This is a genomic window from Dyadobacter sediminis (assembly GCF_005860765.1).
In the GTDB taxonomy this organism is placed as follows: domain Bacteria; phylum Bacteroidota; class Bacteroidia; order Cytophagales; family Spirosomataceae; genus Dyadobacter; species Dyadobacter sediminis.
In genome coordinates this window covers 326731-352589 of the sequence record NZ_VCEI01000025.1, presented here as the reverse complement: position 1 = coordinate 352589, position 25859 = coordinate 326731, and the positions used below count along the sequence as shown (strand labels likewise).

Here is a 25859-nt window from a genome sequence, read left to right as displayed (position 1 = left end):
GATTGTTTTTCACCTTTCATTCAATACCCGTTTATGAACAAAATTAAAGTTGGCGTTGTCGGTACAGGCTTCATCGGACCCGCACACATTGAAGCGCTGAGACGTCTTCCGCAAGTAGAAGTTGCCGCACTTTGTGAAGTCACTGCCGAACTCGCCAAAGAAAAGGCCGATGCACTTGGAATTGCAAGATCCTACACATTTGAAGAGCTTCTGAAACAGGACGACATTCAGGCAATCCATATTTGTACGCCCAATTTTCTTCATTATTCCCAATCCAAAGCTGCCTTGCTTGCCGGCAAGCACGTCATCTGCGAAAAACCGCTTGCAAAGGACTTGTCCGAAGCAGAGGAATTGGTAGAACTTGCCGCCAAAACCGGTCTCGTAAACGCCGTTCATTTTAACCTTCGTTACTATCCGCTGGCGCGCCAGATGAAATCCATGCGCGAGAAAGGCGAACTGGGTGAAATCTATTCATTTATCGGTTCTTATCTTCAGGACTGGCTTTTCTACGAAACCGATTACAACTGGCGCCTCGAGCCGGACAAATCCGGTGATTCACGTGCGATTGCAGACATCGGCTCGCACTTGATGGATATTCTGGAATACATTACAGGTTTGAAAACGGTGGCCGTGATGGCGGATTTCAATACTGTTCATAAAACACGCAAAAAGCCGCTGAAAGCCGTAGAAACCTATTCCGGAAAAATGCTTCAGCCTGAAGATTATGCGGATGTTCCCATTACAACTGAAGACCATGCCAATGTACTGCTCCGTTTCGACAACGGCAATAAAGGCGTGATAACCGTTTCACAAGTTTCTGCCGGTCGTAAAAACCGCATGTCGCTGGAAATTTCCGGATCTAAAAAGACATTCAACTGGTGCTCCGAATCCCCGAATGAAATGTGGATCGGAAACCGTGACAAAGCCAATGAAATCCTGCTGCGCGACCCGTCTCTTGTAAATGAAGACGTGCGCTCAACGATAACGTTCCCCGGCGGCCATAATGAAGGCTTTCCAGATACTTCCAAGCAGATGTTCAAAGAAGTATATGCGGCGATTGCACAAGGCAAACAGCCCGAAAACCCAACTTTCCCGACCTTCGCTGACGGATACCGTGAATTGCTGATCTGCGAAAAAATCCTGGAAAGCAACAAGGCACAGGCCTGGGTTACGATTTAACTCTGAATGAAAAAGTGAGTGAATAGTGAAATGCTCCGGCAAATTCATTCACTCATGCAATTATTTGCTCATCATTAACATTGACAAATTATGAAAACGATAAAAGGACCGGGTATCTTTCTTGCGCAGTTTCTGGGCGATGAAGCACCTTTCAATTCTTTGGACTCCATTGCCGGTTACATGGCTGACCTTGGCTACAAAGGCGTACAATTACCAATTTGGGACCCGAGGATTATTGATGTAAAACTTGCCGCCGAGTCACAAACGTACGCGGATGAACTAAAAGGAAAACTGAAAGACAAAGGGTTGGAAATTACCGAACTGGCGTCACATATCATCGGGCAGCTTGTAGCCTCCCACCCTGTTTATGATGAAATGTACGACGGTTTTGCCATTCCCGAGGTTCGCAACAACCCGAAAGCAAGAGCCGAATGGGCAACGCAGCAGCTGAAATATGCAGCCGTAGCAAGCCGGAATCTGGGACTTACCGCAAGTGCAACTTTTTCCGGCGCTTTGGCGTGGCCTTTCCTTTATCCATGGCCGCAGCGTCCTGCCGGCTTGGTAGAAACCGCATTTAAAGAACTGGCAGCAAGATGGAAGCCGATTCTGGACGTTTATGACGAGAACGGCGTGGACGTTGCCTACGAACTACACCCGGGTGAAGATCTTTTCGACGGCTCTACTTTTGAGATGTTCGTGGATTACCTCGACGGACATACACGCGCCAACATCAATTACGATCCGAGCCATTTTGTGTTGCAGCAGCTGGATTATCTGCAATTCATTGATCTGTATCACGACCGTATCAAAGCATTTCATGTGAAAGATGCCGAGTTCAATCCTTCCGGAAAGCAGGGCGTTTACAGCGGTTTTGCAGGCTGGGCAGATCGTGCAGGCCGTTTCCGTTCATTAGGTGACGGACAGGTGGATTTCGGAAGTATATTCTCCAAATTATCCCAGTACGATTACGGCAGCTGGGCAGTTCTGGAATGGGAATGCTGCATCAAATCGCCGTCACAGGGCGCTGCGGAAGGTGCTCCGTTCATTGAAAACCATATTATTGAAGTTACAACCAAAGCGTTTGATGATTTTGCCGGAACCGGTGCAGACGAGGCATTTAACCGTAAAGTGCTCGGCCTGTAACTATAAATTGCTATTTACAAGTATATTGAAAACCTATCTTCCTTCTGAAGTATAGGTTTTTTTTGTATATTCAAGTATTATCCGTTAATCAACAATTATATTAGGAATGCGTAATTTTCTTTATCAAACTTCATTAAAATGTTTGCAGGCGGCAAGTATGGTCTTAATGACCTGCTTTTGTCTGGAAACTTTTGCACAGACCGTAACACCGGAAAAACGGATTCTGGTTTTTTCCAAAACAGTCGGATTCCGGCATTCTTCCATTCCGGCAGGCAGAACTGCAATTTTGAACCTCGGACGTGAAAAAGGTTTTGCCGTGGATACAACGGAGAACGCAGCGGTTTTTACAGACAAAAATCTTCAGAAATACAGCGCGGTTATTTTCCTGAACACCACCGGAAATATCCTGAACGACAAGCAGCAGGATTCTTTTGAACGCTATATTCAGGCGGGCGGCGGTTATGTCGGGATTCATGCGGCAACGGATACGGAGTATGAATGGCCGTGGTATAACAAACTTTCAGGCGCTTACTTTGCCAGCCATCCGGGAAACCCGAATGTGCAGGAAGGCGAAGCATACGTAGTGAACGACCAGCATCCGTCCATGACCGATTTTCCGAAAAAATGGAAGATCAAGGATGAGTTTTATGATTTCAAAAGCTTTAACCCGAAAGTAACTGTTCTGGTGAAAATTGATGAAAAAACATACAAAGACGGGAAGATGGGCGACGATCATCCCATGTCGTGGTACCATGAATATGATGGCGGAAAAGCATTTTATACCAATTTTGGCCATGAAGATGCAACGTACGTAAATCCTGTATTTGTAAAACACCTGACCGGCGGCCTTAATTACGTCATGGCTTCCAAACTGGATTATTCCAAAGCCCGTCCGGAAGAAAACCGGTTTACCAAAAAAATACTGGCTTCCAAGCTGGACGAACCTACTGAACTTGTTGTACTGGATGATCAGCGCGTTTTATTTGCAGAGCGGAAAGGAAAACTTAAACTGTACAATCCGAAGACAGGAAAAGTTAAGCTAGCTGCCGAAGTGCCGGTTTATACCAAACAGGAATACGGTCTGATGGGATTGAACATTGACCCGAATTTCAAAACCAACAAGCTTGTTTATCTGTATTATTCGCCGCCGTCTTCCGAAGCCGATACGGCGCAGCATTTGTCGCGCTTCAAATATGATGATGTAAAAGATACGCTTTTGCTCTCGACCGAAGAAGTGCTGCTGACCGTTCCTGTAAAAAGAACGGATTGCTGTCATACCGGCGGTTCTATCGCGTGGGACAGCAAAGGAAATCTTTATTTATCTACGGGTGACGATGTAAATCCGTTCCAATCCAGCGGGTATGGTCCGATGGACGAGCGTCCGGGCCGCGAAGGTTGGGACGGACAGCATTCTTCTTCCAATACCAATTCCCTGCGGGGTAAAGTACTGCGCATCAAGCCGCGTTATGGCGACCGCCGCGCCAACATGCCGGGTGGAACAAACCTGTACGATATTCCCGAAGGAAACCTTTTCCCGGCCGGCAACCCGAAAGCACGTCCGGAAATATATGTAATGGGCACGCGTAATCCGTACCGGATTTCCGTGGATCAGCATAACGGTTATTTGTATTGGGGCGACGTTGGCCCGGATGCATCCAACGATGATCCGAAACGCGGTCCGCGAGGCTATGATGAAGTAAATCAGGCCAGAAAAGCAGGCTATTTCGGTTATCCGCTATTCATTGCCGACAACAAACCTTATGTGGATTTCAACTTTGCCGATAGCACTTCCGGAAAGCCTTTTGATCCGGCTGCACCGGTAAACAACTCGCCTCACAATACAGGTCTTCAGGAACTGCCTCCTGCACAGCCTGCATTTATCTGGTACCCGTATGCGGATTCGCCGGAATTCGGGGCGATTGTAGGAAAAGGCGGCCGCAATGCCATGGCCGGTCCTGTTTATTATGCAGCTGATTACCAGAACGGAAAAGGAAAATTCCCGGATTATTATAACGGAAAATTCTTTGCTTACGACTGGATCCGTGACTATATCAACGTTGTGACGATGAATGAGCAGGGCGATCTTGTGAATATGGAGCGTTTCATGCCAAATGGAAAATTCAGCCACCCGATTGACATGCAGTTTGCCAACGACGGATCGTTATACACGCTGGAATACGGCCCGAACTGGTTTGCACAAAATGATGAAGCCAGCTTGTCACACATTACGTTTAACGCCGGAAATCGTGCGCCGGTTGCGATTGCTTCTGCTACAAACACGGTTGGAGCCGTTCCGCTGAAAGTGAACTTTTTATCAAAAGGATCAAAGGATTATGACGGGGACGCAATCAAATATGAATGGACATTCGGAAAAGGACTGCCGAAAAGCACTGCTGCAAATCCGACCTTTACGTATGCAAAGCCGGGCGAATACGTGGCTACGCTGAAAATAACGGACAGTGCCGGCAATTCCAATACTTCCGAAGTCACGATTAAAGCAGGAAACGCAGTTCCGAAAGTGGATGTGGCGATTAAAGGCAACAAGACTTTTTACTGGAACGGAAAACCTGTCAATTACGAAGTTTCTGTAATGGATAAGGAAGACGGCAGCCTTGCCGACAAAAAAATTCCTGAAGAAGATGTCATGCTGACCATTGATTATCTGGAAGGTTATGACAAAACGCAGCTTGCACAAGGTCATCAGGCCAATACAGGATTTGAAACCGGAAGAAGACTGATCGAGCTCAGCGACTGCAAAGCCTGTCATTCCATTACCAAAAAATCCATCGGGCCGGCTTACATTGAAGTAGCAAAACGGTATGAAAAAGAACGCAATGCAGTAAAGACACTTGCTGAAAAAGTGATCAAAGGCGGGGGCGGAAACTGGGGCGAGCAGGCCATGGCTGCGCATCCTCAGCACAAGCCGGAAGAAGCCGAGGAAATGGTAAAGTATATCCTTTCGCTTGCCAAGGAAAAAACAGTCGACAAAAAGCCGCTGAAAAGCAGCTACGTTACTGAAGCCAAACAAAAAGAAGGTTCATACATTTTCTCAGCCAGCTACACGGATAAAGGAAGCAATTCCATGGGACCGTTAACCGGTTTTAAAACCATTGCCCTGCGCCCGTCAACACTGATGGCAAATGCTGCGGATACAACAAGAAACACGGTGGCATTCAAAGGTGAAAAAGGCACGGACGTGATCGTTGCGCTGAAAAATGACAGCTTCATCGGATTCGAAGATATTGACCTGAATGAAGTTTCCGGCCTGACTTTATCGGTAAGCCATAATGCCGCTCGGACTGCGGGCGGAATCATTGAAGTTCACATGGATGCTGTAAACGGGCCTAAACTAGGTGAAGCCAAGGTTGAAAATACAGGAAACGTGGATATTCCGGTAAAAGTCACAGCTGACGGCAGGCTTCACAAGTTGTTCTTTGTATTCAAAAATCCCTCTGCAGGCAATAAAGCACTTTTTGCTGTTGACTGGATTAAGTTTAACAATGCGGTGATGTAAAAATCACAGCCGAAAACTTCGGCAGCGCTTAGTCTAACAAAAAACAGCTTCCTTTCCGGGAAGCTGTTTTTTTATGTACTCATTTGGCAAAACCTTCAATGCCCAGTCCGAACAACGCAAAATCGTATTTGACAGGATCATCCGGATTCAGCAACCTTAGTGAAGCAGTAAGTTCTGTCGCTGTTTGCCAGTCTGTTACTGGCCTCTTGATCAATCCCAGAAGCCTTGCAACGCGATCCACATGCACATCGCAAGGACAGACAAGCTGAGCCGGCGTAATTGTATTCCAAATCCCGAAGTCCACCCCTTTATCGTCTATTCTGACCATCCAGCGCAAAAACATATTCAGCCGTTTGCATGATGATTTTCTGACAGGCGTCGCAATATGCTTGCGCGTTCGGGGCGGAAAATGCTCCGAATTGCTGAACAGATCATGAAAACCGATCAACCCGTTTTCAATCGTCTGATCTTCCGGTTTCATATGACTGCTGAAAGCGTATTCCAGTGAATCGTGAAGGCTGTAATATTGTTTGAAAAAATGCAGAAAATAAAGTGTATCCGTTGCATTGAACGTCCGGTGCTTGAAATTAAGAAACGGCCTCAGATCGCGTTCTTCATGATTCCGTATAAAATCATACGGCGCATGATCCATGAATGCGGAAAGTTCCAGACATTTATTGATAATGGTTTTACGCTGTCCCCAGGCTAGTACCGCAGCCCAGAAACCCATTATTTCAATATCCTGTTTCCGTGAAAACAAGTGCGGAATGCTGATCGGATCGGAAGAAATAAATTCAGGACAATTATACTGTTCTGCTTTTTCTTCGAGTAAATCAATTAAATAAGGTGAAATAGTAAATGCTTGTGTTTAGTGTTTGGCCTGGCTTCCACGGAACATGTAAGCCAGAATTCGGGATATACCGGAAAAAAACATGACGATTCCGGAGAACAAAAACGTAAATATGGCAATGAATGGATACAGCATGGTGAACATAATGCTCCACATTTTATATCCTGCCGTGTTTTTGAGCGCGGCTCTTTCTTCTTCTCTTTTGGAACGGAATTCTGGTGAATGTTTCATATTTGCAGGTTATTCAAAAATTATTCCAGATAACTTACAACGGCCCTGAATCTTTTGCTGTTTGGAGAAACTTTTTCGAAAGCTCTGGAAGACAACTTAATAACAATATCGTCGTTGATGCTCGTATCCGGAATACGGCCTATGATTCTGACAATGATTTTTTCCTGATTATATTCATTCAGCACTTCCACCAAAGCGCCGATCGGAGCCGTACGGTGAAGACCCAGAAATTTGCTTGTACTTTCATCCGTCTCGATTACCTCGGCCAAACCGGATTCCGATTTTCTTTTACCACGAACCACTTTGGGCGGAGCCACTTCTTCCACCGGCTTCACTACTTTTTCAGGAACGACGGTTTTGGCTTTTGCAGAATCTTTCACAACCGTTGTGGTTGTAACTTTCGGCTCCGGAGGAGCCACCGAAGCAACGACTTTCTCAGCACCTTTTTCACTGACAATCAGCTCCTGACCTTCTCTGATATTGTCATCTGTAAGATTGTTCCATTTTCTCAGGTCCGCCATCAGCACGCCATACTTCACAGCCACACGGTACAAAGTCTGCCCCGGCTCTACTTTATGGATTCCGTTCGGAGCAACTGAGACAGCTGATCCGGCACTCGGAGCTGATGCAGCCGGTGCTACAGCAGCCGGTTTCAAACTTTTCACTTCCTCCTTCTTCTCTTCCTTCCTTTCTTCCTTTTTCTCCTCTTTCCTTTCCTCCTTTTTAGAATCCTTTTTACCAGCTTTTGCTATGTAAGGTACCCGGATTGTTTGTCCGGACTGGATCTGATCGCTCATTCCCGGATTGGCTTCCCGAAGTGCCTGAATCGTAGTACCGTACTGTCGGACTACTGCAAACATGGTCTGCCCCTGATTTACTTTGTGCAAAACAAAAACCTTACCTCCTACTTTTTCAACCCCCACAGAGTCTACTGCATTCATTCCATTGGCACGTGTACAAACCATGCCTGTCAACAAACCTGCCAGAAAAGTCAGGCAAAAAATGTATTTCATTTATTATGAAAAAGTTAAACTCGAGAACTCGTTATTGTTTTTAAGATAAACCAGCGTTGAAGCTTTCAGCATCATGGTGGAGCGGCCTATTCCCTTGCGTTCTTCAGACAGTTGTTCGTGTAAAACAATCTGCTTGTTGTTTGTCACAATCAGGAGATATTGAATGGCTTTATCCTGCTCGTAAATATAATAAGAAAACATTATATAGGGCCTTTTCTCCAGATAATCAATGTTCACAGCAACATGTCCGCCTGTAACTTGTTTAATAAACGAACCAAGCTGGTCAAAGTATGGATTTCCCTGTTTGTAACGAACGGGCTCTTTCAAAATTATTTCACCGGACTGCTCTTTGTATTCACCGGAAAGCGGCATTATTTCCCCGGTTTCCGCATTGCACGACATATGCCTGAACTGCTCGCCCGCTTTTGTCGCAACCTCGATCCTGTCCGGCGCAATCTTTTTAACCATCAGATAATTGGGCAGCACCCACAGCGTTTGTCCGTTTGCTGCATTAACGGCAAGCAGGTCAGTCGGTTCGGGAAGTTCCGGGTAACGGTAGTTATGCAAAAAAAGCTGTTTACCCGAAAAAGCCGTCAGTGAAGTCCACCAGTCTGTACCTTCCGGCTGATTATGCCATAAGAGCTGCTGTACAGCGACATCAGCCACTGCAAACGAGACTTTTTTTCCTTCTGCTTCCCGTAACTCGATAGCCCACAAGTTGCTGTCTGCATCCGGATCAGGAAGAATTCTCCAGATATTTTGCGAAAACGGATGTGAAAAGATTTTATGCAATTTTTTACCTTTATTTGATTCAAATTTAACAATCGGACCATACTAATAACAAAATCGTGCGAATTTTAGGAATAATCCCGGCCCGCTATGCTTCAACGCGTTTTCCTGCCAAAGCGCTGGCCGATATCGGAGGAAAAAGTATGATCCGGCGGGTATACGAACAAGCCAGGAAAGCTACGCAGCTTGATCAGGTTATTGTGGCGACGGATGATGAAAGAATCCTGAATCATGTAAAACACTTTGGAGGACAGGCTGTTATGACTTCCGAAAATCATCACAGCGGAACGGACCGATGCTTTGAAGCCCTTTCCAAAACGGGAGATTATGAATATGTGATCAATATTCAAGGCGATGAACCTTTTATCAGTCCGGAACCGATTGACAGTCTGGCTGCCGTACTCGACGGTGTTACGGAACTGGCAACTTTGGTGAAAATTGTAGACAATGAAGATATTTTGTTTAATGTAAATGTTCCAAAGGCTGTTTTGAACAAACGAAAGGAAGTCATGTATTTCAGCCGCCAGACGATTCCTTACCTGCGGAATGCAGCGCAGCCTGAATGGCTGGATTCGCATGTTTTCTATAAACACATCGGGATATATGCATACCGTTCGGATGTTCTTGCCGAAATCACAAAGCTGCCGGTTTCCGGTCTGGAAAAAGCGGAGGCACTGGAACAGCTTCGCTGGCTTGAAAACGGCTATGCCATCAAGGCCGTGATTACTTCCGACGACTCGCACGGCGTGGATACGCCCGACGATCTGGAACGGGTTACAAGAAAGTTCCTGTCGTAAACCGATGACTTGGAATGCTATTTTTACAATTCAGGATAATGCTTGACAAGGGCGCGTACAGGATTAAAAAACGTTAAAACGTGTATTTTTATACGACTGCTTTTGATTGACACGTTACCCTTGTAGAGATTTCCACTAATTCAAACGAAAACAACGCTTATGCAATACAACATTCTTTGGGCCGATGACGAAATAGATCTTCTAAAACCTCATATCATGTTTTTGACCAACAAAGGGTATGGCGTAACGCCCGTCAACAGCGGTGCCGATGCTTTGGACCGGATCGAAAACGACCGATTTGACATTGTTTTTCTGGATGAAATGATGCCCGGCATGACCGGACTTGAAACTTTGGCCCAGATCAAACAGCAGCAGCCCAATTTACCTGTTGTAATGATAACGAAAAGTGAAGAGGAACACATTATGGAAGATGCCATCGGTTCCAAGATCGATGATTATCTGATCAAACCTCTGAATCCCAATCAGATCTTGCTTTCTGTCAAAAAAATTCTTGAAAATAAAAGACTTGTCACAGAAAAAACAACGCTTACCTATCAACAGCAATTCCGGAACCTGGCCACGCAATACCAAGACCGGATCGGCCATGAAGAATGGGCGGATATTTATAAAAAACTGATTTATTGGGAACTGGAACTCGAAAGTTCGGAAGATCAGGGAATGGCGGAAGTGTTCAGCATGCAGAAAAGTGAAGCCAATGCCAATTTCTGTAAATTCATTGAGGAAGAATACGAAGACTGGCTGAATGATCCGAAGTCGGACAAGCCGATTCTTTCGCATCAGCTTATGAAACAAAAAGTTTTCCCGCATCTGAAAGGATCGGATGAACCGCTGTTTTTTCTTTTGATTGACAATTTCCGGTATGATCAGTGGAAAATGATTCAGCCGATTCTGCAGGATTACTTTAACATCGAAGAAGAATCCTCTTATTACTCCATTCTGCCGACCACAACGGGTTATGCAAGAAATGCGATTTTTTCCGGACTGATGCCAAGCGAAATGGAACGCAAGCATCCGCAATGGTGGGTAAGCGATGAAAATACACCGGAAGGTGAAGAAGGGCTGAACAACCACGAATACGATTTTCTCCAGAAGCAGCTGGAAATGAATCATTTCAACATAAAATCTTCTTATAATAAAATTCTGAATACCAATCAGGGCAAATCGCTGATTGATAACTTCAACAATCTGCTCAACAATCAGCTGAATGTTGTCGTTTACAACTTTGTGGACATGCTTTCGCACGCACGTACGGATGTTCAGATGATTAAAGAACTGGCGCCGGATGAAGCTGCTTACCGATCCATTACAAGATCGTGGTTCCAGCATTCGCCGTTACTCGACTTCATTAAGAAAGTTGCTGAAAAGAAATGCAGGCTGATCCTGACAACGGATCACGGAATGATCCGCGTACAGAAGCCGGTCAAAATCATCGGCTATCGTGAAACCAATACAAACCTGCGTTACAAGCACGGAAAAAACCTTGGATTTGATGACAATCATTTGATGGTTTGCCGCAAGCCGGAACGTATTTTCCTGCCAAAACCGCATGTCTCGACTTCGTATGTGTTTACAAAAGAAGATTACTTCTTTGCGTATCCGAACAATTACAATCAGTATGTAAACCTTTATCGTGATACGTTCCAGCACGGCGGCGTTTCACTGGAGGAAATGATCATTCCGATCATTGATATGAAAGCAAAATAATTTTTGAATTTAATTATAAAAAAGGAGAAGCGCGGAACAGAATTCCGCGCTTCTCCTTTTTATTTTAATCCATATTTTTTTATCTAAAAGCCAATCGCTAAAAGCTAACCGCCAAAAACCATCCATCAGCCCTCCACGACGCTTCCGTTTTCGCATTTTAAAACGCGTGCCGGGTAACGTTTCAGAAAATCATGATTGTGTGTTGCCATCAGAATAGCCGTTCCGGCATTATTGATCGTCCTGAAAACCTGCATGATCTGTTCACCTACTTCCGGATCAAGGTTTCCGGTCGGCTCGTCGGCAATCAGAATCCGGGGCTCGTTCAGCATGGCGCGTGCAATAACCACACGTTGCTGCTCGCCGCCGGAAAGCTGATGCGGCATTCTTTTCTGAGCCGTTCCCAGTCCGACCTGCATCAGAACTTCCGCAATGCGCTTGGCAATTTTCGCCTGCTGTTTCCAACCGGTTGCACGCAGAACAAAAGAAAGATTATCCTCAACAGAACGGTCGGAAAGCAGCTGAAAATCCTGAAACACAATACCAATGCGCCGGCGTAGAAAAGGAATGTCGGCCCGCTTGATATGATGAAGTTCATAACCGGCAACTTTGGCAGATCCGGTATGCAGCCACAAATCCGCATACAGGGTTTTGAGAAGTGAACTTTTCCCGCTTCCGGTACGGCCAATCATATATACGAATTCGCCGTTTTTTATTTCAAAATGGACATCGTTTAAAACAGGCCGCTCACCTTGATAAATATCTGCCCTATCCAGTACAATAATTGGCTCTGTTGACTCAATCATGTTAATTCAAGAAAAGTAATTTCTAGACTAGGAATTTCCCTTATTATAATCTGCAAGGAATTTCTCCAGACCAATGTCTGTCAGCGGATGCTTCAGCAACGCCTCCATTGCACTTAACGGACCTGTCATTACGTCTGCTCCCACTTCTGCACACTGAATGATATGCATCGGGTGACGAACGGAAGCTGCAAGCACCTGCGTATCAAAACCGTAATTTCTGTAAATGGTAAGAATCTGTTCAATAAGCCCGATTCCGTCCGTAGAAATATCATCCAGACGGCCGATGAACGGAGACACATACGTTGCGCCTGCTTTGGCGGCCAGCAATGCCTGTCCTGCGGAAAAAATCAATGTACAGTTGGTACGGATGCCCTTGGAGGAAAAATATTTCAAGGCTTTTACGCCTTCTTTGATCATTGGAATCTTTACTACAATTTTATCATCTATTTCAACAAGTTCTTCTCCTTCACGAATCATTCCTTCAAGATCAACTGAAATAACTTCTGCACTTACGTCACCATCCACAATATCGCAGATTGCCTTGTAGTGACGCATGATGTTGTCCTTGCCGCTAATTCCTTCCTTGGCCATTAGCGAGGGATTGGTGGTAACGCCATCCAGCACGCCAAGCGCTTGCGCTTCCCGGATTTCGTGCAGGTTAGCCGTATCAATAAAAAATTTCATATAGGGAATTGATTGTTTTGAATATTCACAAAAGTAGAAAACCCTGGCCAAAAGCAAAAAGAATGAAGAGAATTGAAGGGGAAGGGCATAAAAAAAGGCAAACCGAGAATCTCACCGCATCGACCACCTACCCTTGCTTCCGTCAGGACCTGGGGGATTCGGAAGGAGCTGGTAGTTCCGATTTGCCGCTGCAAAGATAAAGACATTTTATTGACAAAAAGAAAACAATCGTTTCATCTTTCGCTTTACTTTTGTGCGAATCAATTAGAAATGAAGCCATATGCCCCGATTATTTTTTTTTATTTTTTTAATTTTCCTGTCTTCTTGCTCTGAATCCGCCGATGCTTTCCTCCAAAAAGCCAAGGAATTGATGCAGGAAGGTAAATCCCGCGAAGCCATCGAATACATTAACAAAGCCATTGAAAAAAGTACGGATAATGCCGAGGCTTTTAATCTACGCGGCGTAGCATATTATGAACTGAAAGAATACCCGAGTGCTTTGCTGGACTTTAATCAGGCCATCAGAATACAGCCAGATTCCTATCGCCCTTATTTTAACCGCGCGCTGCTGTATACGGATGAAAACCGCCTTGATTCTGCATTTGCCGATTACAACAAATCAGCGGCCTTGGCTCCGGATACCGCCGATATCTTCCTGAACCGGGGACAAGTGCTGGTGCTGATGGAAAAAATTCCGGAAGCAATCACCGATTTTGAAAAAGCGACCAAACTGGATGAAAACAACAAACAGGCGTGGTATAATCTGGGAAACACGTATTACCGCAGCAAGGATTATACAAAAGCAGCACTGGCTTTTCGTCAGACGGTCAAACTGGATGCTGCGTACAGCAAGGCATTCTACGGTCTCGGCCTTGCGCAGTGGAATTCCGGAGAAAAAGATCTTGGCTGCATAAACCTCAAACAGGCTGCAAACCTGGGCTATTCCGATGCCGCCGGAGCAATCGCGCAGTTTTGTCAATAAAAATGTGGAAAAATAACTCGCAAATGATTAATAATTGTTACTATGCGGCTTATTACAACAGCATCCATTTTATACATTCAACAAGTTTGAACAATGAGATTCTTCAAAATATTTTTCGGAATTGTATTTGTAATTTTTGCCTATCTTCAATGGAATGATCCCGATTCGGGCGTCTGGATTGCCACATACAGCTTTGCCGCACTGGCCTGTTTTATGAGCATCCGGGATTTATGGCCGAACTGGGTTTTTTACGTACTTGCTGCCGGTTACCTCGTAGCCGCCATCCTGCAATGGCCACCGGAATTTGAAGGCATTTTCTTCGGTGAAACCGCCATGCGCAGCCTGAACATCGAACTTGCCAGAGAATCACTCGGCTTGGGAATGTGCGCTGTGGTAATGGCGGTTATCGGAAAATGGGGCCAGAGTCCGGTTATTGAATAATCCATTCGATTTCTTTTAATCCCAGTTCCAGTACTTCGGGTTCTGTCTCGAGTTTTACCAGGATTTTCCCAATGGCTGTAACGCCGGTTACGGTTCCTTTTACAATCCGATTCTGGTAGTTGAATGTCACGGTTTCATTATAGCCGTACAAGTGGCTGAGGTATTCCTGGCGAAGGTCATTGTGTCTCCACAATGACCTCATCTGCTGATAGTATACATCCAGAAATGTGAGAACTTTCTGAAATTCTTCCGGCAGTAAGAATAAATTTCCTGTTTCCCTGGAAAGTGATGTGGCATTGCTGTTTTCAAAATCTTTTTGATTTACATTCAAACCGATTCCGACAATGGAACCGGCTATTTTAGTCCCTTGTATTGAATTCTCGATCAGTATGCCGCATACTTTCCTGTTATTCACATAAACATCGTTCGGCCATTTTATTTTTACATGCCCGACATACTGGCTCAAATAAGCTCGGATTGCCAATGCAATAACCTGACTGATCAGGAACTGCTCCGAAACTGTTATAAACGACGGGGAAAGTATTACTGAAAAAGTCAGATTCTCACCCGGGCTTGCCTGCCATACCGTTCCTCTTTGTCCCTTTCCTTTGACCTGATTATCGGTAATGACAATTGTCCCCTCTGCAAATAAACCTGCGTGCACTATTTCAGCCGCAATGTCGTTTGTAGAGTGACAACTTGGCAGATATATAACTTTTTTACCAATTATTAAGGTATCCTGTATAGAGTTGTACAATTTTTTTGCTTTACTTTAGGGTTTAGAAAAGGATTTAACTACGAATGAAAGAACGTAAAAATAAAGAACTATCATCAAAAGATCTCTCTGAGCTGGTAGCAAAAGGAATGATTGAAAAGAAAGGCTTGGATATTGCAATTCTTGACCTAAGAAACGTAAAAAACTCAATAACTGATTTTTTTGTAATCTGTTCGGGTAATTCTGATACCCAAATCGATGCATTGGCAAACTCGGTTGAAGACGAAGTTTATAAAGTATCCAAAACAGAGCCCTGGCAGAAGGAAGGCAAGGCGAATGGAGAATGGATTCTAATTGATTATGTGGACGTTGTAGCTCACATTTTTAATAAAGATCGCCGGAAACATTACGATCTTGAAGAACTTTGGGGAGATGCGGAAGTAACATACCTGGAAGAATCCATGGTATAAATCACGGGCATGATGAACATTCATTATGCCCGGAATGTTGTTTAATATATTTCCTCTTAATTAAATACACAGAATGTCTGAAAACGATAACAAAAGAGGGCCGCTCAGTCCTAAAAGTCCTCAAAAAGGATATCAGGGCTGGATTATAGCCGCTCTGATTGCCACCATACTTGGAATAACATACCTTAACAGAACCTCAACAATCCGCGAAACGACTCAGAAGCGCTTCGAGAAGATGATGGCTGACAAGGAAGTGGAACGGGTAACCATTGTCAATGATAAATCCGTGGAAGTTACGCTGAAACCGGAGGCTCTGAAACAGGATAAATACAAAGTTGTTGCAAAAGAAAATAACTACTTCGGCGGCGAATCTGTATCGCATTACCAGTTTCAGGTAACCTCGGCGGAAACTTTCAAAAAGGATTTTGACAAAATGCAGGAAGGGGTTCCTGACGATGACAAAGTTCCGTTTGTAGTGGATACACGAAATGACTGGACCAGTTTTCTCGGAACCTGGGGCTTTTTCATTGTCATGATTCTGGTGATGTACTTTATTCTTGGCAGAATGTCAGGCGGAGTTGGACCCGGCGGTCAGATTTTCAATATCGGCCGTTCACGTGCTACTTTGTTTGATGCTGAAAATAAGGTTAAAATAACTTTTAACGACGTTGCCGGTCTGGATGAAGCAAAAGAAGAGATCAAAGAAATTGTAGAGTATCTTCAGAGTCCGGACAAATTTAAAAAACTGGGTGCGAAAATTCCTAAAGGTGCGTTGCTTGTAGGCCCTCCCGGAACCGGTAAAACCTTGCTTGCAAAAGCCGTTGCCGGTGAAGCGGGCGTTCCCTTTTTCTCACTTTCAGGTTCTGACTTTGTAGAAATGTTTGTGGGTGTTGGTGCAGCGCGTGTGCGTGATTTGTTCAAGCAGGCCAAGGAAAAAGCGCCTTGCATCATATTTATTGATGAAATTGATGCCGTGGGCCGTTCCCGCGGAAGAGGTGCCATGCCGGGTTCAAACGATGAGCGTGAAAATACGCTGAACTCGTTACTGGTGGAAATGGACGGTTTTGCTACCGATTCCGGTATCATTATTGTTGCCGCAACAAACCGTCCGGATGTACTGGACCCTGCTTTGTTAAGGCCAGGACGTTTTGACCGTCAGATTTCTGTGGACAAGCCGGATGTAATTGGCCGTGAAGCAATTTTCAAAGTGCATTTGAAACCTTTGAAATTGTCGACGGACGTGAATATTCAAAAGCTTTCTTCGCAAACTCCGGGTTTTGCAGGAGCAGAAATCGCAAACGTTTGTAACGAAGCAGCCCTGATTGCAGCACGCCGTAACCGCGATGAAGTAACCATGCAGGATTTTCAGGATGCTATGGACCGTGTAATCGGTGGTCTTGAAAAGAAAAACAAGCTGATTTCACCTGAAGAAAAAGAAATCGTTGCGTACCATGAAGCCGGCCACGCCGTAGCAGGTTGGTTCCTGGAACATGCTGATCCTTTGGTTAAAGTATCGATTGTTCCCCGTGGCGTTGCGGCATTGGGTTATGCACAGTATTTACCGCGTGAGCAGTATCTGTATCGTACAGAGCAGCTTTTTGATGAAATGTGTATGACGCTGGGCGGACGTGCAGCTGAAGATGTTGTTTTTGGAAAGATTTCAACAGGTGCGTTAAGTGACCTTGAACGCGTTACGAAAGTGGCTTACAGCATGGTTACCATGTATGGAATGAACGAACGTATCGGAAATATTTCCTATTACGATTCCAAACAAAGTGATTATGCGTTTACGAAACCATATTCCGAATCTACTTCACAAGCCATTGATGAAGAAGTAAGAAAGCTGATTGATCAGGCTTATCAGTTTGTTAAAAGTCTTTTAAGTGACAAACGCGACAAACTGGAAGTACTGGCCAAGGAATTGCTTGAAAAGGAAATTTTGTTTCAGAGTGATCTTGAAAAGCTGATCGGAAAAAGGCCGTATGAAAAAGAAACCAGTTATCAGGCTTACATCAACCGCAGATCGCATGAAGAAGCTGCAATTCATGAGGAAGTAGTAAAGCATACGCTTGAAAAAGAGCATAAAGAAGAGGAAATGGCAGAAGCTGAAAAAAGCGCTTCTGACGATTAATCGCTAGTTGAATATTCAAAATAAGCCGGATAAGTTGATTCTTGTCCGGCTTTTTGTTTGAGATATGCACTATATTTACCGACCTTAACTTTCATTCATAATGGCATTTGAAATATTTGAACAGCAATTTGGCGACCTGAAAGAGCTTGTCGTTCAGGATTCAGCAACAAAAAACAGGTTTGTCGTTATTCCGGAACTCGGCGGGATTGTACGCCAGCTTTCCTTATTGAAAGATGAAACCCTTTTTTCGGTTCTGAAAACACCTGCAACTCCGCATTTGCTTACCGAAGATTCCAGAAGTGCCAGTGAATTGCTTTTCCCTTTTGCAAGCCGTATTCCGGATGGAAAGTACAGATTTCTGGGAAAGGATTATGAACTGGATAAAAATGAAGACGGAAACCTGAATGCCATCCATGGACTTGTCCGCAAAAAGCCATTTGAAATAGAAGAGCAAATCATTGAAGATCAGTATGCATTGATCAGGTTGTCATTTCATCTTAAAGAACTGAAAGGTTATCCTTTTGAACTTCAGTTTTCCGTTACATACAAACTGGATGCTGCCGGAACATTTACATTGAAATACGAAGCCGAAAACAAAGGCACTTCTCCGGCTCCGGTCATGTTTGGCTGGCATCCGTATTTTTTGCTGGGAAATGAATCCGCCGATGCCTGGAAAATCAATATTCCTTCTGATGAAATCGTAGCATTTGATTACAATTCGATTCCAACCGGTAAAGAACCTTTCACTGTAGATATGCCAACGTTGCTTTACAAGAAAGCTTTTGATAACTGCTTTGTAATCCGTTCACAAAATGACTCCGCAGTAACTCAGCTTATTTCTGAAAATCAGGATGTAACGTTGAATGTTCGTCAGGGAATTGGTGCAGATAAATTTAACTTTCTTGTCGTTTATACTCCTCCGGCAAGGGACTGTGTGGCAATAGAGCCTTTAACTGCAAACGTCAATGCATTCAATTCAGGCGAAGGACTGAATATTGTGGCTCCGGGAAATCAGGTCGAAGGTACAATTCAGGTATTTTTGACCTAAAACCGGTTTTTACGGTACCAGATCATTTTGTGCCAGATAAGCTGCAGATTGGAAATATACGATAAATGAGCTGCAATGATGGAGAACCTGCTTTTCCAGTTATCGCGGTACTTCAGATTATAAAGCAAGATCCTCCACGATTTGGTTTTGATTACCGGTCGTTCATTTTCCCAATGAGTGATCATATTCCGGAAAAATGAAGCCGAAGGTGAAAATGGTGCTTTTGGATTCAAGTATTTAAGATAATCTTCTGCGGTAATGATTGTGACTGCGTTCAAAGATTCAAGCAGAAGACGTTTGAAACCTTTCTTCCGGGCTGTTTCAGCAATGTAATTCCAGTCAAGTTTGTCTGCATACAAGCGCAGTAAACGAATAAAATCCGCCATGTATTTCAATTTGTCCCACTGCTCAACGCCTCCGTGATGGATCAGCATCATCAGCAGCTGATTTTCCATTTTCGGTATGCTGACCAAAGCTCCTGAAATGCTGAATTCGGTCATGTCACCGGCTATTTCGGTCCAGGAAAAATCATAGCAATAACGGGGATAACTACAATTCCACTGAATTTCAAGCGATTGCAGAATATTTTCATTAACCGGATTCAATGGAAGCTGGTAATCTGTATTCAGATACTGACTAGCAACTTGCATTCTGCTCAATAAGTAGCTACGGTAATGATCAGGCTCAAAGCCGTTGTCCGACAATATTTTCAGACTTTTCTTAATGCTGGCTTTATCAATAAAAAAGTCAATGTCGCCAAATTCCCTGTTTCCGGGCTTGTCGTATAACATCCACGCCCACAAAGCGCCTTTCATTAAAAATGCAGGAACATCGTTTTCAACAAGTTGCCTGTATAATTTAAGAGAAACGCCCAGAAAAGCCATATTGGTCACGGCCTGCCCAACGCTGTCTTCATGAAGTGATTGCAAGATTTTTTTTGGAATACCTTCCAGATGATTTTGCTGAATATAGTCAAAAAGCAACGGCCTGACCTGATGCCAGTTCGCAAGCTTTGATAACCGTTCCCAATGAACAGGTCTTTTGTAAATAGCAATTGGAAGATCGTGCGTTAAATGCAATGCAGCCTTGATCAAATGCGCTAGTTCAGGCGAAATTTTGATTTTTTGCATATCAACCGGCAATTAATGATTCCGGAATGCTTTCCTGAACCCACTTTTCCAGATTACTGAATCCGTCCGGCCTCTTTTTTCGCCACATCTGTGCAGATTTTGCACATTGAAAACTTTGCAGAAAATGCCTTTTCAGCGCTTCATTGGCCAGCAGCTGAACGGGTAAAGGAAAATTTTTCAGCATTTCTGTCGGAATTTCAGCAGCCGTCAGCGTTTGCAGCGCCTTGCGGTTCCTTGCTTTATGAAGAAAAAAAACCTGGCCCAGTTTAACCGGATCGTGCAAGAAACCTGATTTTGGCTGATAAGAAAATTTGTTAACTCCTTCACTCACCGGCTGCAATCCGGATTCATCGTAATCAAGTCCTTTTACTGTGTTACTCCAGATTTTGAGCTGCGGATAAGCCGGAATCACAAAAGGCAAACCATCCTTGTCAAAATGAATCGCCGTCAGATCGTCACTTAACAGTTTACATCCGGCTTTGATAAACGCTGCAGCAGTTGTTGATTTTCCGGCACCGGGTGCACCCATAAAACACCACGCCTCATCTCCTATCTGCACCGCACTCGCATGTAATAAAAAGTAATTTTTCTGAAACAGAACAAGTCCGAGCGCTTCACTGACAGTAAAAAGGCTCAGTAGATTCGGGTCTTCACAAAATGGCATGATGGTAAGAAACCTTCCGGAACTTGCCTTGAAACCGGCTACATTTTCCCAATGCAAATACAGATTTTCATCCTGATCTTTTCCAAAATCAGCCTTGATCCCTCTTCTGTAAATCTGTGTCGTTCTCAGTTTGGGAAATTCAAATTGTGCAACTTGAATGTGAAGATCATAGTCTGCAACTGTTTTTACTTCACTCAATTCCGGCAGTTTGATCTCGGAAAATATGTTCAGGCCATATGCAAGATAGGAATACATGTGTGTCAATAGTTATTTCCAGGCCCAGAGGCGGTGATAAGAAACAGATTCCGGCCACTTGCCCATGATAACCGTTCCGTTATTTTCAACCCATGCATGCGCTTCAAAATGCTTTGCAGGATTTACCTCAATGCCGATTTCAAGTGTCAGAGAAGGTACTTTTCGCAGCAGGTATTTGGCAGCAAGTGCACGCGGCAGGCAGAGTAGTTCAAATGGCAGCAAGTTGGCCGCCGTATCCACGGCCCAGACGGTAAGTTCAATCTGCTGCGGTGAAACTTCCTTTACTGTACTTGTTTCGGTAATCCGGTGAAACAACCTTCTGAATTGTAGAAACGGCAGTAATGTAAGGCCCGTTTTGATCAGCAAAAGGCAAACAGCCGATTTGAGAAAGATTACCTTTCCGTCATAGCTCAGACTTTTCCATCTTTTTATAAATTGACCCGATTTGCCCAAAATAGTTATTTAACAATTTCCACCAGTTTTTCAGAAATCAAATCTTTCAGCAGCACATCAATATCGTTTTTACACGTTTCCGTGTCTATATCGTATTCATTTACAACAACCTGACAAAGTGAATCCATGGTCTGCGGCCCTTTTTCAAGTGTATCCCAAATCAGGACGCCCACTTCATCCAGCCCGTAATAAGCGCCTTTGCTATGGTTCAATATGACAGTTTCACCTGCAACTTTGGACGAGATCTGGTCGGATGATAACTGGTATTTCATGATTTAAGCGTATTGGATATGGAAAGCTGCCGTTTTCTGTATCTTACAAAGTTAAAAATTTTAATAACTTCCTGTTAAACTTTATTCCCTTCGTCTGCTGTTATGCAATACAGCAATGAATCAGAAAAGCCGAATATCCTGAAATACACTGCAACATTAATCATAGATAGCCAGTTAAATTCATAACAACCAGAATGGCTTGCAGGTAATTTTCAAAGGGCAGCAATTGAAGTACAACAAGTGAATAGCAATTTTCAAATTGATCTGGAACTTTTATAACCTGCCTGTCTTTTTCATCATGATCTTAAAAGTTATTTCATGCAGATTGCAATCGTTGGCGGAGGCGCTTCGGGATTTATGGCTGCCATTACAGCAGCAGAAAATTATCCGGATGCAAGGATTTTTATAATTGAAAAAAACAGGACCGTATTGAATAAAGTACGCATTTCAGGCGGCGGAAGATGCAATGTCACGCATCATCCGTCCGATCTGCGGTTTTTTATCAAAAATTATCCAAGAGGTGAAAAACTGCTACGCAAGCTTCTTGGCCGTTTTGACGCCACGGCTACGATCAGCTGGTTTGAAAAGCACGGAGTAAAATTGAAAACCGAACCGGACGGACGCATGTTCCCGGTTTCCGATTCTTCCCAAACGATTATTGACTGCTTTTTAAAAGCTGCCAGAAATGCGGATGTAGAAATCCGTACAGGCGTTTCCGTAAAGTCGTTTTCAAAGATCACAAACGATACGCAGCAGGGATTTCTTTTGTATACCGACCAGAATGAAACCATTTATGCGGACCGCCTGCTGATTGCAACGGGCGGTTATTCGAAACCCGAAGGGTTTGGCTGGCTCCAATCGCATGATCATGAAATTGTTTCCCCGCTTCCTTCCCTGTTTACTTTTAATACGCCGGATAACGACTTGCTTCCGCTTGCAGGCGTTTCAGTTCAGGATGCGCTTGTAAAAATTTCCGGTACAAAGCATGAATGGCGCGGGCCGCTGCTGATTACGCATTGGGGTTTCAGCGGGCCGGCAGTTCTGAAATTATCAGCCTGGGGCGCGCGCGATCTGGCGGAAAAAAATTATCATTTTACATGCAGAATAAACTGGCTTCCGGACTTCAACGAGCAACAGGTCCGTGAAATCCTGATTCAGGAAAAAGTCAAAACGCCCAAACAACAGATTACTTCGCATGCAAGATTCGGGATTCCGCTGAGGCTTTGGAAAGCATTTGCAGAAAAAGCGGAAATCGGTGAGACGCTGCGCTGGTCGGAAGCCACCAACAAATCATTAAACCGTATTACGGAACTGCTCACAAACAGTCAGTTCGAAGTAAAAGGAAAAACGACTTTTAAAGAAGAATTTGTCACTTGCGGAGGAATTTCGTTGGCGGACGTGAAGCCGGAAACACTGGAAAGCAAAAGTGTTCCCGGATTGTTTTTCTGCGGAGAAGTGCTGGATGTAGACGGTATTACAGGCGGTTTCAATTTCCAGAATGCATGGACAACCGGCTATATGGCCGGCTTGCACATCGGCGCTGAAAACGTTACTGAGCCATTGCATCAAAATAAGCTCTGACCTTTTTGGCACGATCCAGTCCGATCAGCTCGGTAAGTGTTTCCAGCGAACTTTCCCGTATTCCGCGTACCGATCCAAAATGTTTCAGCAGTTTGGCGGCAGTTACTTTTCCCACGCCATTAACGTTTTCCAGCTCACTGATCAGGCTTCCCTTGCTTCGCTGGTCGCGGTGGAAAGTAATGGCAAACCGGTGCGCTTCATCCCGGATTTGCTGGATGAGTTTAAGCGATTCGGACTTTTTGTCAATATATAGAGGCAAAGAATCCTCGGGGAAATAAATTTCTTCCAGCCTTTTGGCAATCCCGATAATCGGAACCTGGCCGTAAATTCCCAGACTCTTCAATGCATCGCAGGCAGCTCCGAGCTGTCCTTTGCCGCCGTCAATAACAATCAGATCCGGCATGGGCTGCTCTTCCGCGATCAGTCGCAGATAACGCCGTCCGACGACTTCATTCATGGAAGCAAAGTCGTTGGGTCCGATAACCGTTTTGATATTAAAATGCCTGTAATCTTTTTTGGACGGTTTTCCGTCTTTAAAGCAGACCATTGCCGAAACAGGATTTGTACCCTGGATATTGGAATTATCAAAACATTCAATATGCCGAGGAAGCGTTTTCAGCTGCAAATCGGCTTTGAGTCTGATCAGGACACGGTCTTTTTTGGATGAAGTTGCGGTGTTTTCCACTTCTCTTCTTTCTGCTTTTTCCCTGCGGAAGTACATCACATTCTTCATGGACATATCGAGCAGTTTTTTCTTGTCGCCGATTTGCGGAACGGTAATTTCCAGCCGCATTTCAAGATCCGGTTTCAGGTTTGAAATCAGTTCTTTTGCCTCGGTGCCATAAGTAGCACGCATTTCCACGATCATCATGGCCAGAATGTCCGCATCGCTTTCATCCAGCTTTTTTCTGACTTCAATTGTCTGGGTAGCAACCATATAACCCTGTTTTATTTTCATAAAATTCAGGTAAGCCGCTTCTTCGTCCGAAACAATTGTAAGCACATCGATATTCCCGATCCTTGGATTGATAACCGTAGCCTTGCTCTGAAAATTGGAAAGATGCTCGATTTTGGTTTTCCAGGAATGTGCTTTTTCAAAAGCCATCTGTTCCGCAGCTTCAAGCATTTTTTCTTTGAAATACTGCTGGGGCAACGACAGATTTCCTTTAAGAATATGATGAATCTGCTCAATTTCCGCATTATACTCCTTTTCACCCTGCAACCCTTCACACGGGCCTTTGCAGTTGCCGATGTGATATTCCAGGCAAACCTTAAATTTCTTCGCCTCGATGTTTTCCTTATTTAAAGGAAGCTGACAGGACCTGATCTGATACAAGGATTTGAACATGTCCAGTAACGTGTACATGGAGCGCAGATTTGCAAACGGACCATAGAAAGTACCTTTTTTACGATCCAGGTTGCGCGTCGGGTAAACGCGTGGAAACGGCTCATCCGTAACGCAGATAAAAGGATATGTTTTATCGTCTTTGAGCAGGATATTGAACTTGGGCTGAAGCTGTTTGATCAGCTGATTTTCCAGCAGCAGCGCATCCCATTCACTTAACACAATGGTATATTCAATACGTCGGATCTGACTGACAAGACGCTTTGTTTTACGGTCATGCTGATTGGATTTCAGGAAATAACTGGAAACCCGGTTACGCAGACTTTTGGCTTTACCAACATATATAACTTCTCCTGTTTCATCAAAATACCGGTATACACCCGGCTCAAGAGGAATTTTGGAAAGTTCTTCTTTATAATTGAATTCAGACATTTAATTTTTGATTGTCTGGACAATGGAAATGAATTTGTCCAATAAGTTACACAACCATTTTCACCTATTTGAAAAAAACAACCTCACAAGATGAAAAGTTGCGTCTTTAACAAGGTCAAAGGCCTCCTTTTGTGCAACATTCAGATCCATCGGCCGGTTTAGGACAGATACAGCATAAGTCATACCAGCATCGCGGACCTGCTCGGGAGTAATCTGCAGGGTTCCGCACACCACGGCCAGCGGAACGTTAAATTTCCGGCAATAACCGGCAAGACCTTTTACTACTTTACCGCTAAGCGTCTGTTCGTCCACTTTCCCTTCTCCCGTAATCACCAGATCCGCATTTTCAATCAATTGCGTGATCCCGGATTGTTCCATTACAATGCTTGTTCCGTCTTTCAGAACTGCATTCAGGAACCATAAGCAACCGGCTCCAAGTCCGCCTGCTGCGCCTGCACCCGGGTTCCGGCTAACATCTTTTCCGAAAGTTTCAGAAGCAATTGCTGTAAGATTCTTCAGGCCGTCATCCAGCTTTTTGACCATTTCAGGACTGGCTCCTTTTTGCGGACCGTAAATGTATGCGGCTCCGTTCAATCCGGTCAGCGGATTGGTTACGTCACATGCAACCGTTATGCTGACATCGTTCAGCCTTGGATCAGCATGCGTGGAATCAATGGATTTTATTTCATTGAGCGAAGCGCCGTTGGGTTCAATAAGATGTTTTTCCTGATTATAAAACTGAAAGCCCAAAGCAGCTGCCATTCCGGTTCCGCCGTCTGTTGTAGCGCTGCCTCCGATTCCCAGAATTATTTCCCGGATGCCCTGATCCAGTGCATTTTTTATCAGTTCGCCGGTTCCGAATGTACTGGCCAGCATCGGATTGTGTTCTTCAACCGTAAGAAGGCTCAGTCCGGAGGCCGCAGCCATTTCAATAAAGGCTGTCTTTCTATCTGCTGAAATTCCGTAAGAAGCTTTTATCAGTCTGCCAAGCGGGTCCTTTACATCGGCTTTTACGCTGGAACCGGAAGCCTGTCTGGTTAATATCTCGGCAGTTCCCTCACCCCCGTCCGCAAGCGGAACAACATGAACACATGCATCGGGAAAAGCAAGCAGAATTCCTTTTTCTATTGCGCTGCAAACCTCAGCTGCTTCCAGCGAACCGCGAAATTTGTCGGGTGCAACAAGAATATTCATAAATCAGGGCACATTATT

General features: G+C 44.4%; 24 protein-coding genes. 11 read left to right on the top strand and 13 right to left on the bottom strand.

What is annotated here, in order from left to right:
• Positions 1 to 33 precede the first annotated feature (33 nt).
• The 3 genes from FEM55_RS13870 (at position 34) to FEM55_RS13860 (ending at position 5836) form a co-directional block, all read left to right on the top strand.
• Positions 34 to 1179: a Gfo/Idh/MocA family protein gene (locus FEM55_RS13870; protein ID WP_138281968.1), complete on the top strand. Its 1146-nt coding sequence runs from the start codon at positions 34 to 36 to the stop codon at positions 1177 to 1179.
• Between the two features lie 90 nt (positions 1180 to 1269).
• A complete protein-coding gene (locus FEM55_RS13865; protein WP_138281967.1) occupies positions 1270 to 2322 on the top strand; it encodes a sugar phosphate isomerase/epimerase family protein in 1053 nt (350 codons plus the stop codon).
• Between the two features lie 166 nt (positions 2323 to 2488).
• Positions 2489 to 5836 carry a ThuA domain-containing protein gene (locus FEM55_RS13860; RefSeq protein WP_229209257.1) on the top strand — a complete coding sequence of 1116 codons (3348 nt, stop codon included), beginning with the start codon at positions 2489 to 2491 and terminating at the stop codon, positions 5834 to 5836.
• 79 nt (positions 5837 to 5915) lie between these two features.
• Here FEM55_RS13860 and FEM55_RS13855 read toward each other — a convergent pair whose 3' ends face one another.
• From FEM55_RS13855 to FEM55_RS13840, 4 genes are read right to left on the bottom strand one after another with little or no spacing between them, the layout of a single operon-like run.
• Positions 5916 to 6689, bottom strand: a complete 774-nt coding sequence (locus FEM55_RS13855; RefSeq protein ID WP_138281965.1) for a TIGR02757 family protein — start codon at positions 6687 to 6689, stop codon at positions 5916 to 5918.
• 15 nt (positions 6690 to 6704) lie between these two features.
• A complete protein-coding gene (locus FEM55_RS13850; RefSeq protein WP_138281964.1) occupies positions 6705 to 6917 on the bottom strand; it encodes a hypothetical protein in 213 nt (70 codons plus the stop codon).
• A gap of 20 nt (positions 6918 to 6937) precedes the next feature.
• On the bottom strand, positions 6938 to 7930 hold the full coding sequence (locus FEM55_RS13845; protein WP_138281963.1) for a LysM peptidoglycan-binding domain-containing protein: 993 nt from the start codon (positions 7928 to 7930) through the stop codon (positions 6938 to 6940).
• Positions 7931 to 7933: 3 nt separating this feature from the next.
• Complete coding sequence (locus FEM55_RS13840) at positions 7934 to 8722, bottom strand: DUF4905 domain-containing protein (RefSeq protein WP_171036547.1); 789 nt, start codon at positions 8720 to 8722, stop codon at positions 7934 to 7936.
• Positions 8723 to 8778: 56 nt separating this feature from the next.
• Between FEM55_RS13840 and kdsB the strand changes: the two genes are divergently transcribed.
• A complete protein-coding gene (gene kdsB / locus FEM55_RS13835) occupies positions 8779 to 9516 on the top strand; it encodes a 3-deoxy-manno-octulosonate cytidylyltransferase (protein WP_138281961.1) in 738 nt (245 codons plus the stop codon).
• A 159-nt stretch (positions 9517 to 9675) separates the two neighbouring features.
• Positions 9676 to 11241, top strand: coding sequence for a T9SS response regulator signal transducer PorX (gene porX / locus FEM55_RS13830; protein ID WP_138281960.1), 1566 nt, complete (start codon positions 9676 to 9678; stop codon positions 11239 to 11241).
• Positions 11242 to 11366: 125 nt separating this feature from the next.
• Here porX and FEM55_RS13825 read toward each other — a convergent pair whose 3' ends face one another.
• Both FEM55_RS13825 and fsa read right to left on the bottom strand, forming a co-directional pair.
• Positions 11367 to 12041, bottom strand: coding sequence for a cell division ATP-binding protein FtsE (locus FEM55_RS13825; RefSeq protein ID WP_138282568.1), 675 nt, complete (start codon positions 12039 to 12041; stop codon positions 11367 to 11369).
• Positions 12042 to 12071: 30 nt separating this feature from the next.
• Complete coding sequence (gene fsa, locus FEM55_RS13820; protein WP_138281959.1) at positions 12072 to 12728, bottom strand: fructose-6-phosphate aldolase; 657 nt, start codon at positions 12726 to 12728, stop codon at positions 12072 to 12074.
• A 280-nt stretch (positions 12729 to 13008) separates the two neighbouring features.
• Here fsa and FEM55_RS13815 point away from each other — a divergent pair, with 280 nt between their 5' ends.
• Complete coding sequence (locus tag FEM55_RS13815) at positions 13009 to 13710, top strand: tetratricopeptide repeat protein (RefSeq protein ID WP_138281958.1); 702 nt, start codon at positions 13009 to 13011, stop codon at positions 13708 to 13710.
• A gap of 93 nt (positions 13711 to 13803) precedes the next feature.
• Positions 13804 to 14151, top strand: coding sequence for a transmembrane 220 family protein (locus FEM55_RS13810; protein ID WP_138281957.1), 348 nt, complete (start codon positions 13804 to 13806; stop codon positions 14149 to 14151).
• Here the strand turns inward: FEM55_RS13810 and FEM55_RS13805 are convergent.
• On the bottom strand, positions 14141 to 14908 hold the full coding sequence (locus FEM55_RS13805) for a biotin--[acetyl-CoA-carboxylase] ligase (RefSeq protein WP_138281956.1): 768 nt from the start codon (positions 14906 to 14908) through the stop codon (positions 14141 to 14143). The two genes, FEM55_RS13810 and FEM55_RS13805, sit on opposite strands and share 11 nt — an antisense overlap.
• Before the next feature lie 44 nt (positions 14909 to 14952).
• Here FEM55_RS13805 and rsfS point away from each other — a divergent pair, with 44 nt between their 5' ends.
• From rsfS to FEM55_RS13790, 3 genes are all read left to right on the top strand, one after another.
• On the top strand, positions 14953 to 15336 hold the full coding sequence (gene rsfS, locus FEM55_RS13800; protein WP_138281955.1) for a ribosome silencing factor: 384 nt from the start codon (positions 14953 to 14955) through the stop codon (positions 15334 to 15336).
• A 73-nt stretch (positions 15337 to 15409) separates the two neighbouring features.
• Positions 15410 to 17467 carry an ATP-dependent zinc metalloprotease FtsH gene (gene ftsH / locus FEM55_RS13795; protein ID WP_138281954.1) on the top strand — a complete coding sequence of 686 codons (2058 nt, stop codon included), beginning with the start codon at positions 15410 to 15412 and terminating at the stop codon, positions 17465 to 17467.
• A gap of 100 nt (positions 17468 to 17567) precedes the next feature.
• Complete coding sequence (locus FEM55_RS13790; protein ID WP_138281953.1) at positions 17568 to 18515, top strand: aldose 1-epimerase; 948 nt, start codon at positions 17568 to 17570, stop codon at positions 18513 to 18515.
• Here the strand turns inward: FEM55_RS13790 and FEM55_RS13785 are convergent.
• The 4 genes from FEM55_RS13785 to FEM55_RS13770 are packed head-to-tail and all read right to left on the bottom strand — an operon-like array spanning position 18512 to position 21289.
• Positions 18512 to 19645, bottom strand: coding sequence for a nucleotidyltransferase domain-containing protein (locus FEM55_RS13785; RefSeq protein ID WP_138281952.1), 1134 nt, complete (start codon positions 19643 to 19645; stop codon positions 18512 to 18514). The genes FEM55_RS13790 and FEM55_RS13785 overlap by 4 nt on opposite strands.
• Position 19646: 1 nt before the next feature.
• Positions 19647 to 20564, bottom strand: coding sequence for a serine kinase (locus FEM55_RS13780; protein WP_138281951.1), 918 nt, complete (start codon positions 20562 to 20564; stop codon positions 19647 to 19649).
• 12 nt (positions 20565 to 20576) lie between these two features.
• Positions 20577 to 21017, bottom strand: coding sequence for a lasso peptide biosynthesis B2 protein (locus tag FEM55_RS13775; RefSeq protein ID WP_138281950.1), 441 nt, complete (start codon positions 21015 to 21017; stop codon positions 20577 to 20579).
• Positions 21018 to 21022: 5 nt separating this feature from the next.
• A complete protein-coding gene (locus tag FEM55_RS13770; RefSeq protein WP_138281949.1) occupies positions 21023 to 21289 on the bottom strand; it encodes a PqqD family protein in 267 nt (88 codons plus the stop codon).
• Positions 21290 to 21607: 318 nt separating this feature from the next.
• On the opposite strand from FEM55_RS13770, the gene FEM55_RS13765 reads away from it, so the two are divergent.
• Positions 21608 to 22870 (top strand): BaiN/RdsA family NAD(P)/FAD-dependent oxidoreductase, encoded by a 1263-nt coding sequence (locus FEM55_RS13765; RefSeq protein ID WP_138281948.1) that lies wholly within the window; start codon positions 21608 to 21610, stop codon positions 22868 to 22870.
• Here FEM55_RS13765 and uvrC read toward each other — a convergent pair.
• Both uvrC and FEM55_RS13755 read right to left on the bottom strand, forming a co-directional pair.
• Positions 22839 to 24647 (bottom strand): excinuclease ABC subunit UvrC, encoded by a 1809-nt coding sequence (gene uvrC, locus FEM55_RS13760; protein ID WP_138281947.1) that lies wholly within the window; start codon positions 24645 to 24647, stop codon positions 22839 to 22841. The genes FEM55_RS13765 and uvrC overlap by 32 nt on opposite strands.
• A 60-nt stretch (positions 24648 to 24707) precedes the next feature.
• Positions 24708 to 25841, bottom strand: a complete 1134-nt coding sequence (locus FEM55_RS13755; protein WP_138281946.1) for a glycerate kinase — start codon at positions 25839 to 25841, stop codon at positions 24708 to 24710.
• Between the last annotated feature and the right edge of the window lie 18 nt (positions 25842 to 25859).

Excerpts from the sequence above, each read along its gene's own strand:
- FEM55_RS13755 (WP_138281946.1), bottom strand. The coding sequence starts at position 25,841 with ATGAATATTCTTGTTGCACCCGACAAATTTCGCGGTTCGCTGGAAGCA.
- porX (WP_138281960.1), top strand. The coding sequence starts at position 9,676 with ATGCAATACAACATTCTTTGGGCCGATGACGAAATAGATCTTCTAAAA.
- FEM55_RS13850 (WP_138281964.1), bottom strand. The coding sequence starts at position 6,917 with ATGAAACATTCACCAGAATTCCGTTCCAAAAGAGAAGAAGAAAGAGCC.
- FEM55_RS13815 (WP_138281958.1), top strand. The coding sequence starts at position 13,009 with ATGCCCCGATTATTTTTTTTTATTTTTTTAATTTTCCTGTCTTCTTGC.
- FEM55_RS13810 (WP_138281957.1), top strand. The coding sequence starts at position 13,804 with ATGAGATTCTTCAAAATATTTTTCGGAATTGTATTTGTAATTTTTGCC.
- FEM55_RS13770 (WP_138281949.1), bottom strand. The coding sequence starts at position 21,289 with ATGAAATACCAGTTATCATCCGACCAGATCTCGTCCAAAGTTGCAGGT.
- FEM55_RS13870 (WP_138281968.1), top strand. The coding sequence starts at position 34 with ATGAACAAAATTAAAGTTGGCGTTGTCGGTACAGGCTTCATCGGACCC.
- rsfS (WP_138281955.1), top strand. The coding sequence starts at position 14,953 with ATGAAAGAACGTAAAAATAAAGAACTATCATCAAAAGATCTCTCTGAG.
- FEM55_RS13785 (WP_138281952.1), bottom strand. The coding sequence starts at position 19,645 with ATGCAAAAAATCAAAATTTCGCCTGAACTAGCGCATTTGATCAAGGCT.
- FEM55_RS13845 (WP_138281963.1), bottom strand. The coding sequence starts at position 7,930 with ATGAAATACATTTTTTGCCTGACTTTTCTGGCAGGTTTGTTGACAGGC.
- FEM55_RS13790 (WP_138281953.1), top strand. The coding sequence starts at position 17,568 with ATGGCATTTGAAATATTTGAACAGCAATTTGGCGACCTGAAAGAGCTT.
- FEM55_RS13860 (WP_229209257.1), top strand. The coding sequence starts at position 2,489 with ATGACCTGCTTTTGTCTGGAAACTTTTGCACAGACCGTAACACCGGAA.
- FEM55_RS13765 (WP_138281948.1), top strand. The coding sequence starts at position 21,608 with ATGCAGATTGCAATCGTTGGCGGAGGCGCTTCGGGATTTATGGCTGCC.
- ftsH (WP_138281954.1), top strand. The coding sequence starts at position 15,410 with ATGTCTGAAAACGATAACAAAAGAGGGCCGCTCAGTCCTAAAAGTCCT.
- FEM55_RS13780 (WP_138281951.1), bottom strand. The coding sequence starts at position 20,564 with ATGTATTCCTATCTTGCATATGGCCTGAACATATTTTCCGAGATCAAA.
- fsa (WP_138281959.1), bottom strand. The coding sequence starts at position 12,728 with ATGAAATTTTTTATTGATACGGCTAACCTGCACGAAATCCGGGAAGCG.
- FEM55_RS13865 (WP_138281967.1), top strand. The coding sequence starts at position 1,270 with ATGAAAACGATAAAAGGACCGGGTATCTTTCTTGCGCAGTTTCTGGGC.
- uvrC (WP_138281947.1), bottom strand. The coding sequence starts at position 24,647 with ATGTCTGAATTCAATTATAAAGAAGAACTTTCCAAAATTCCTCTTGAG.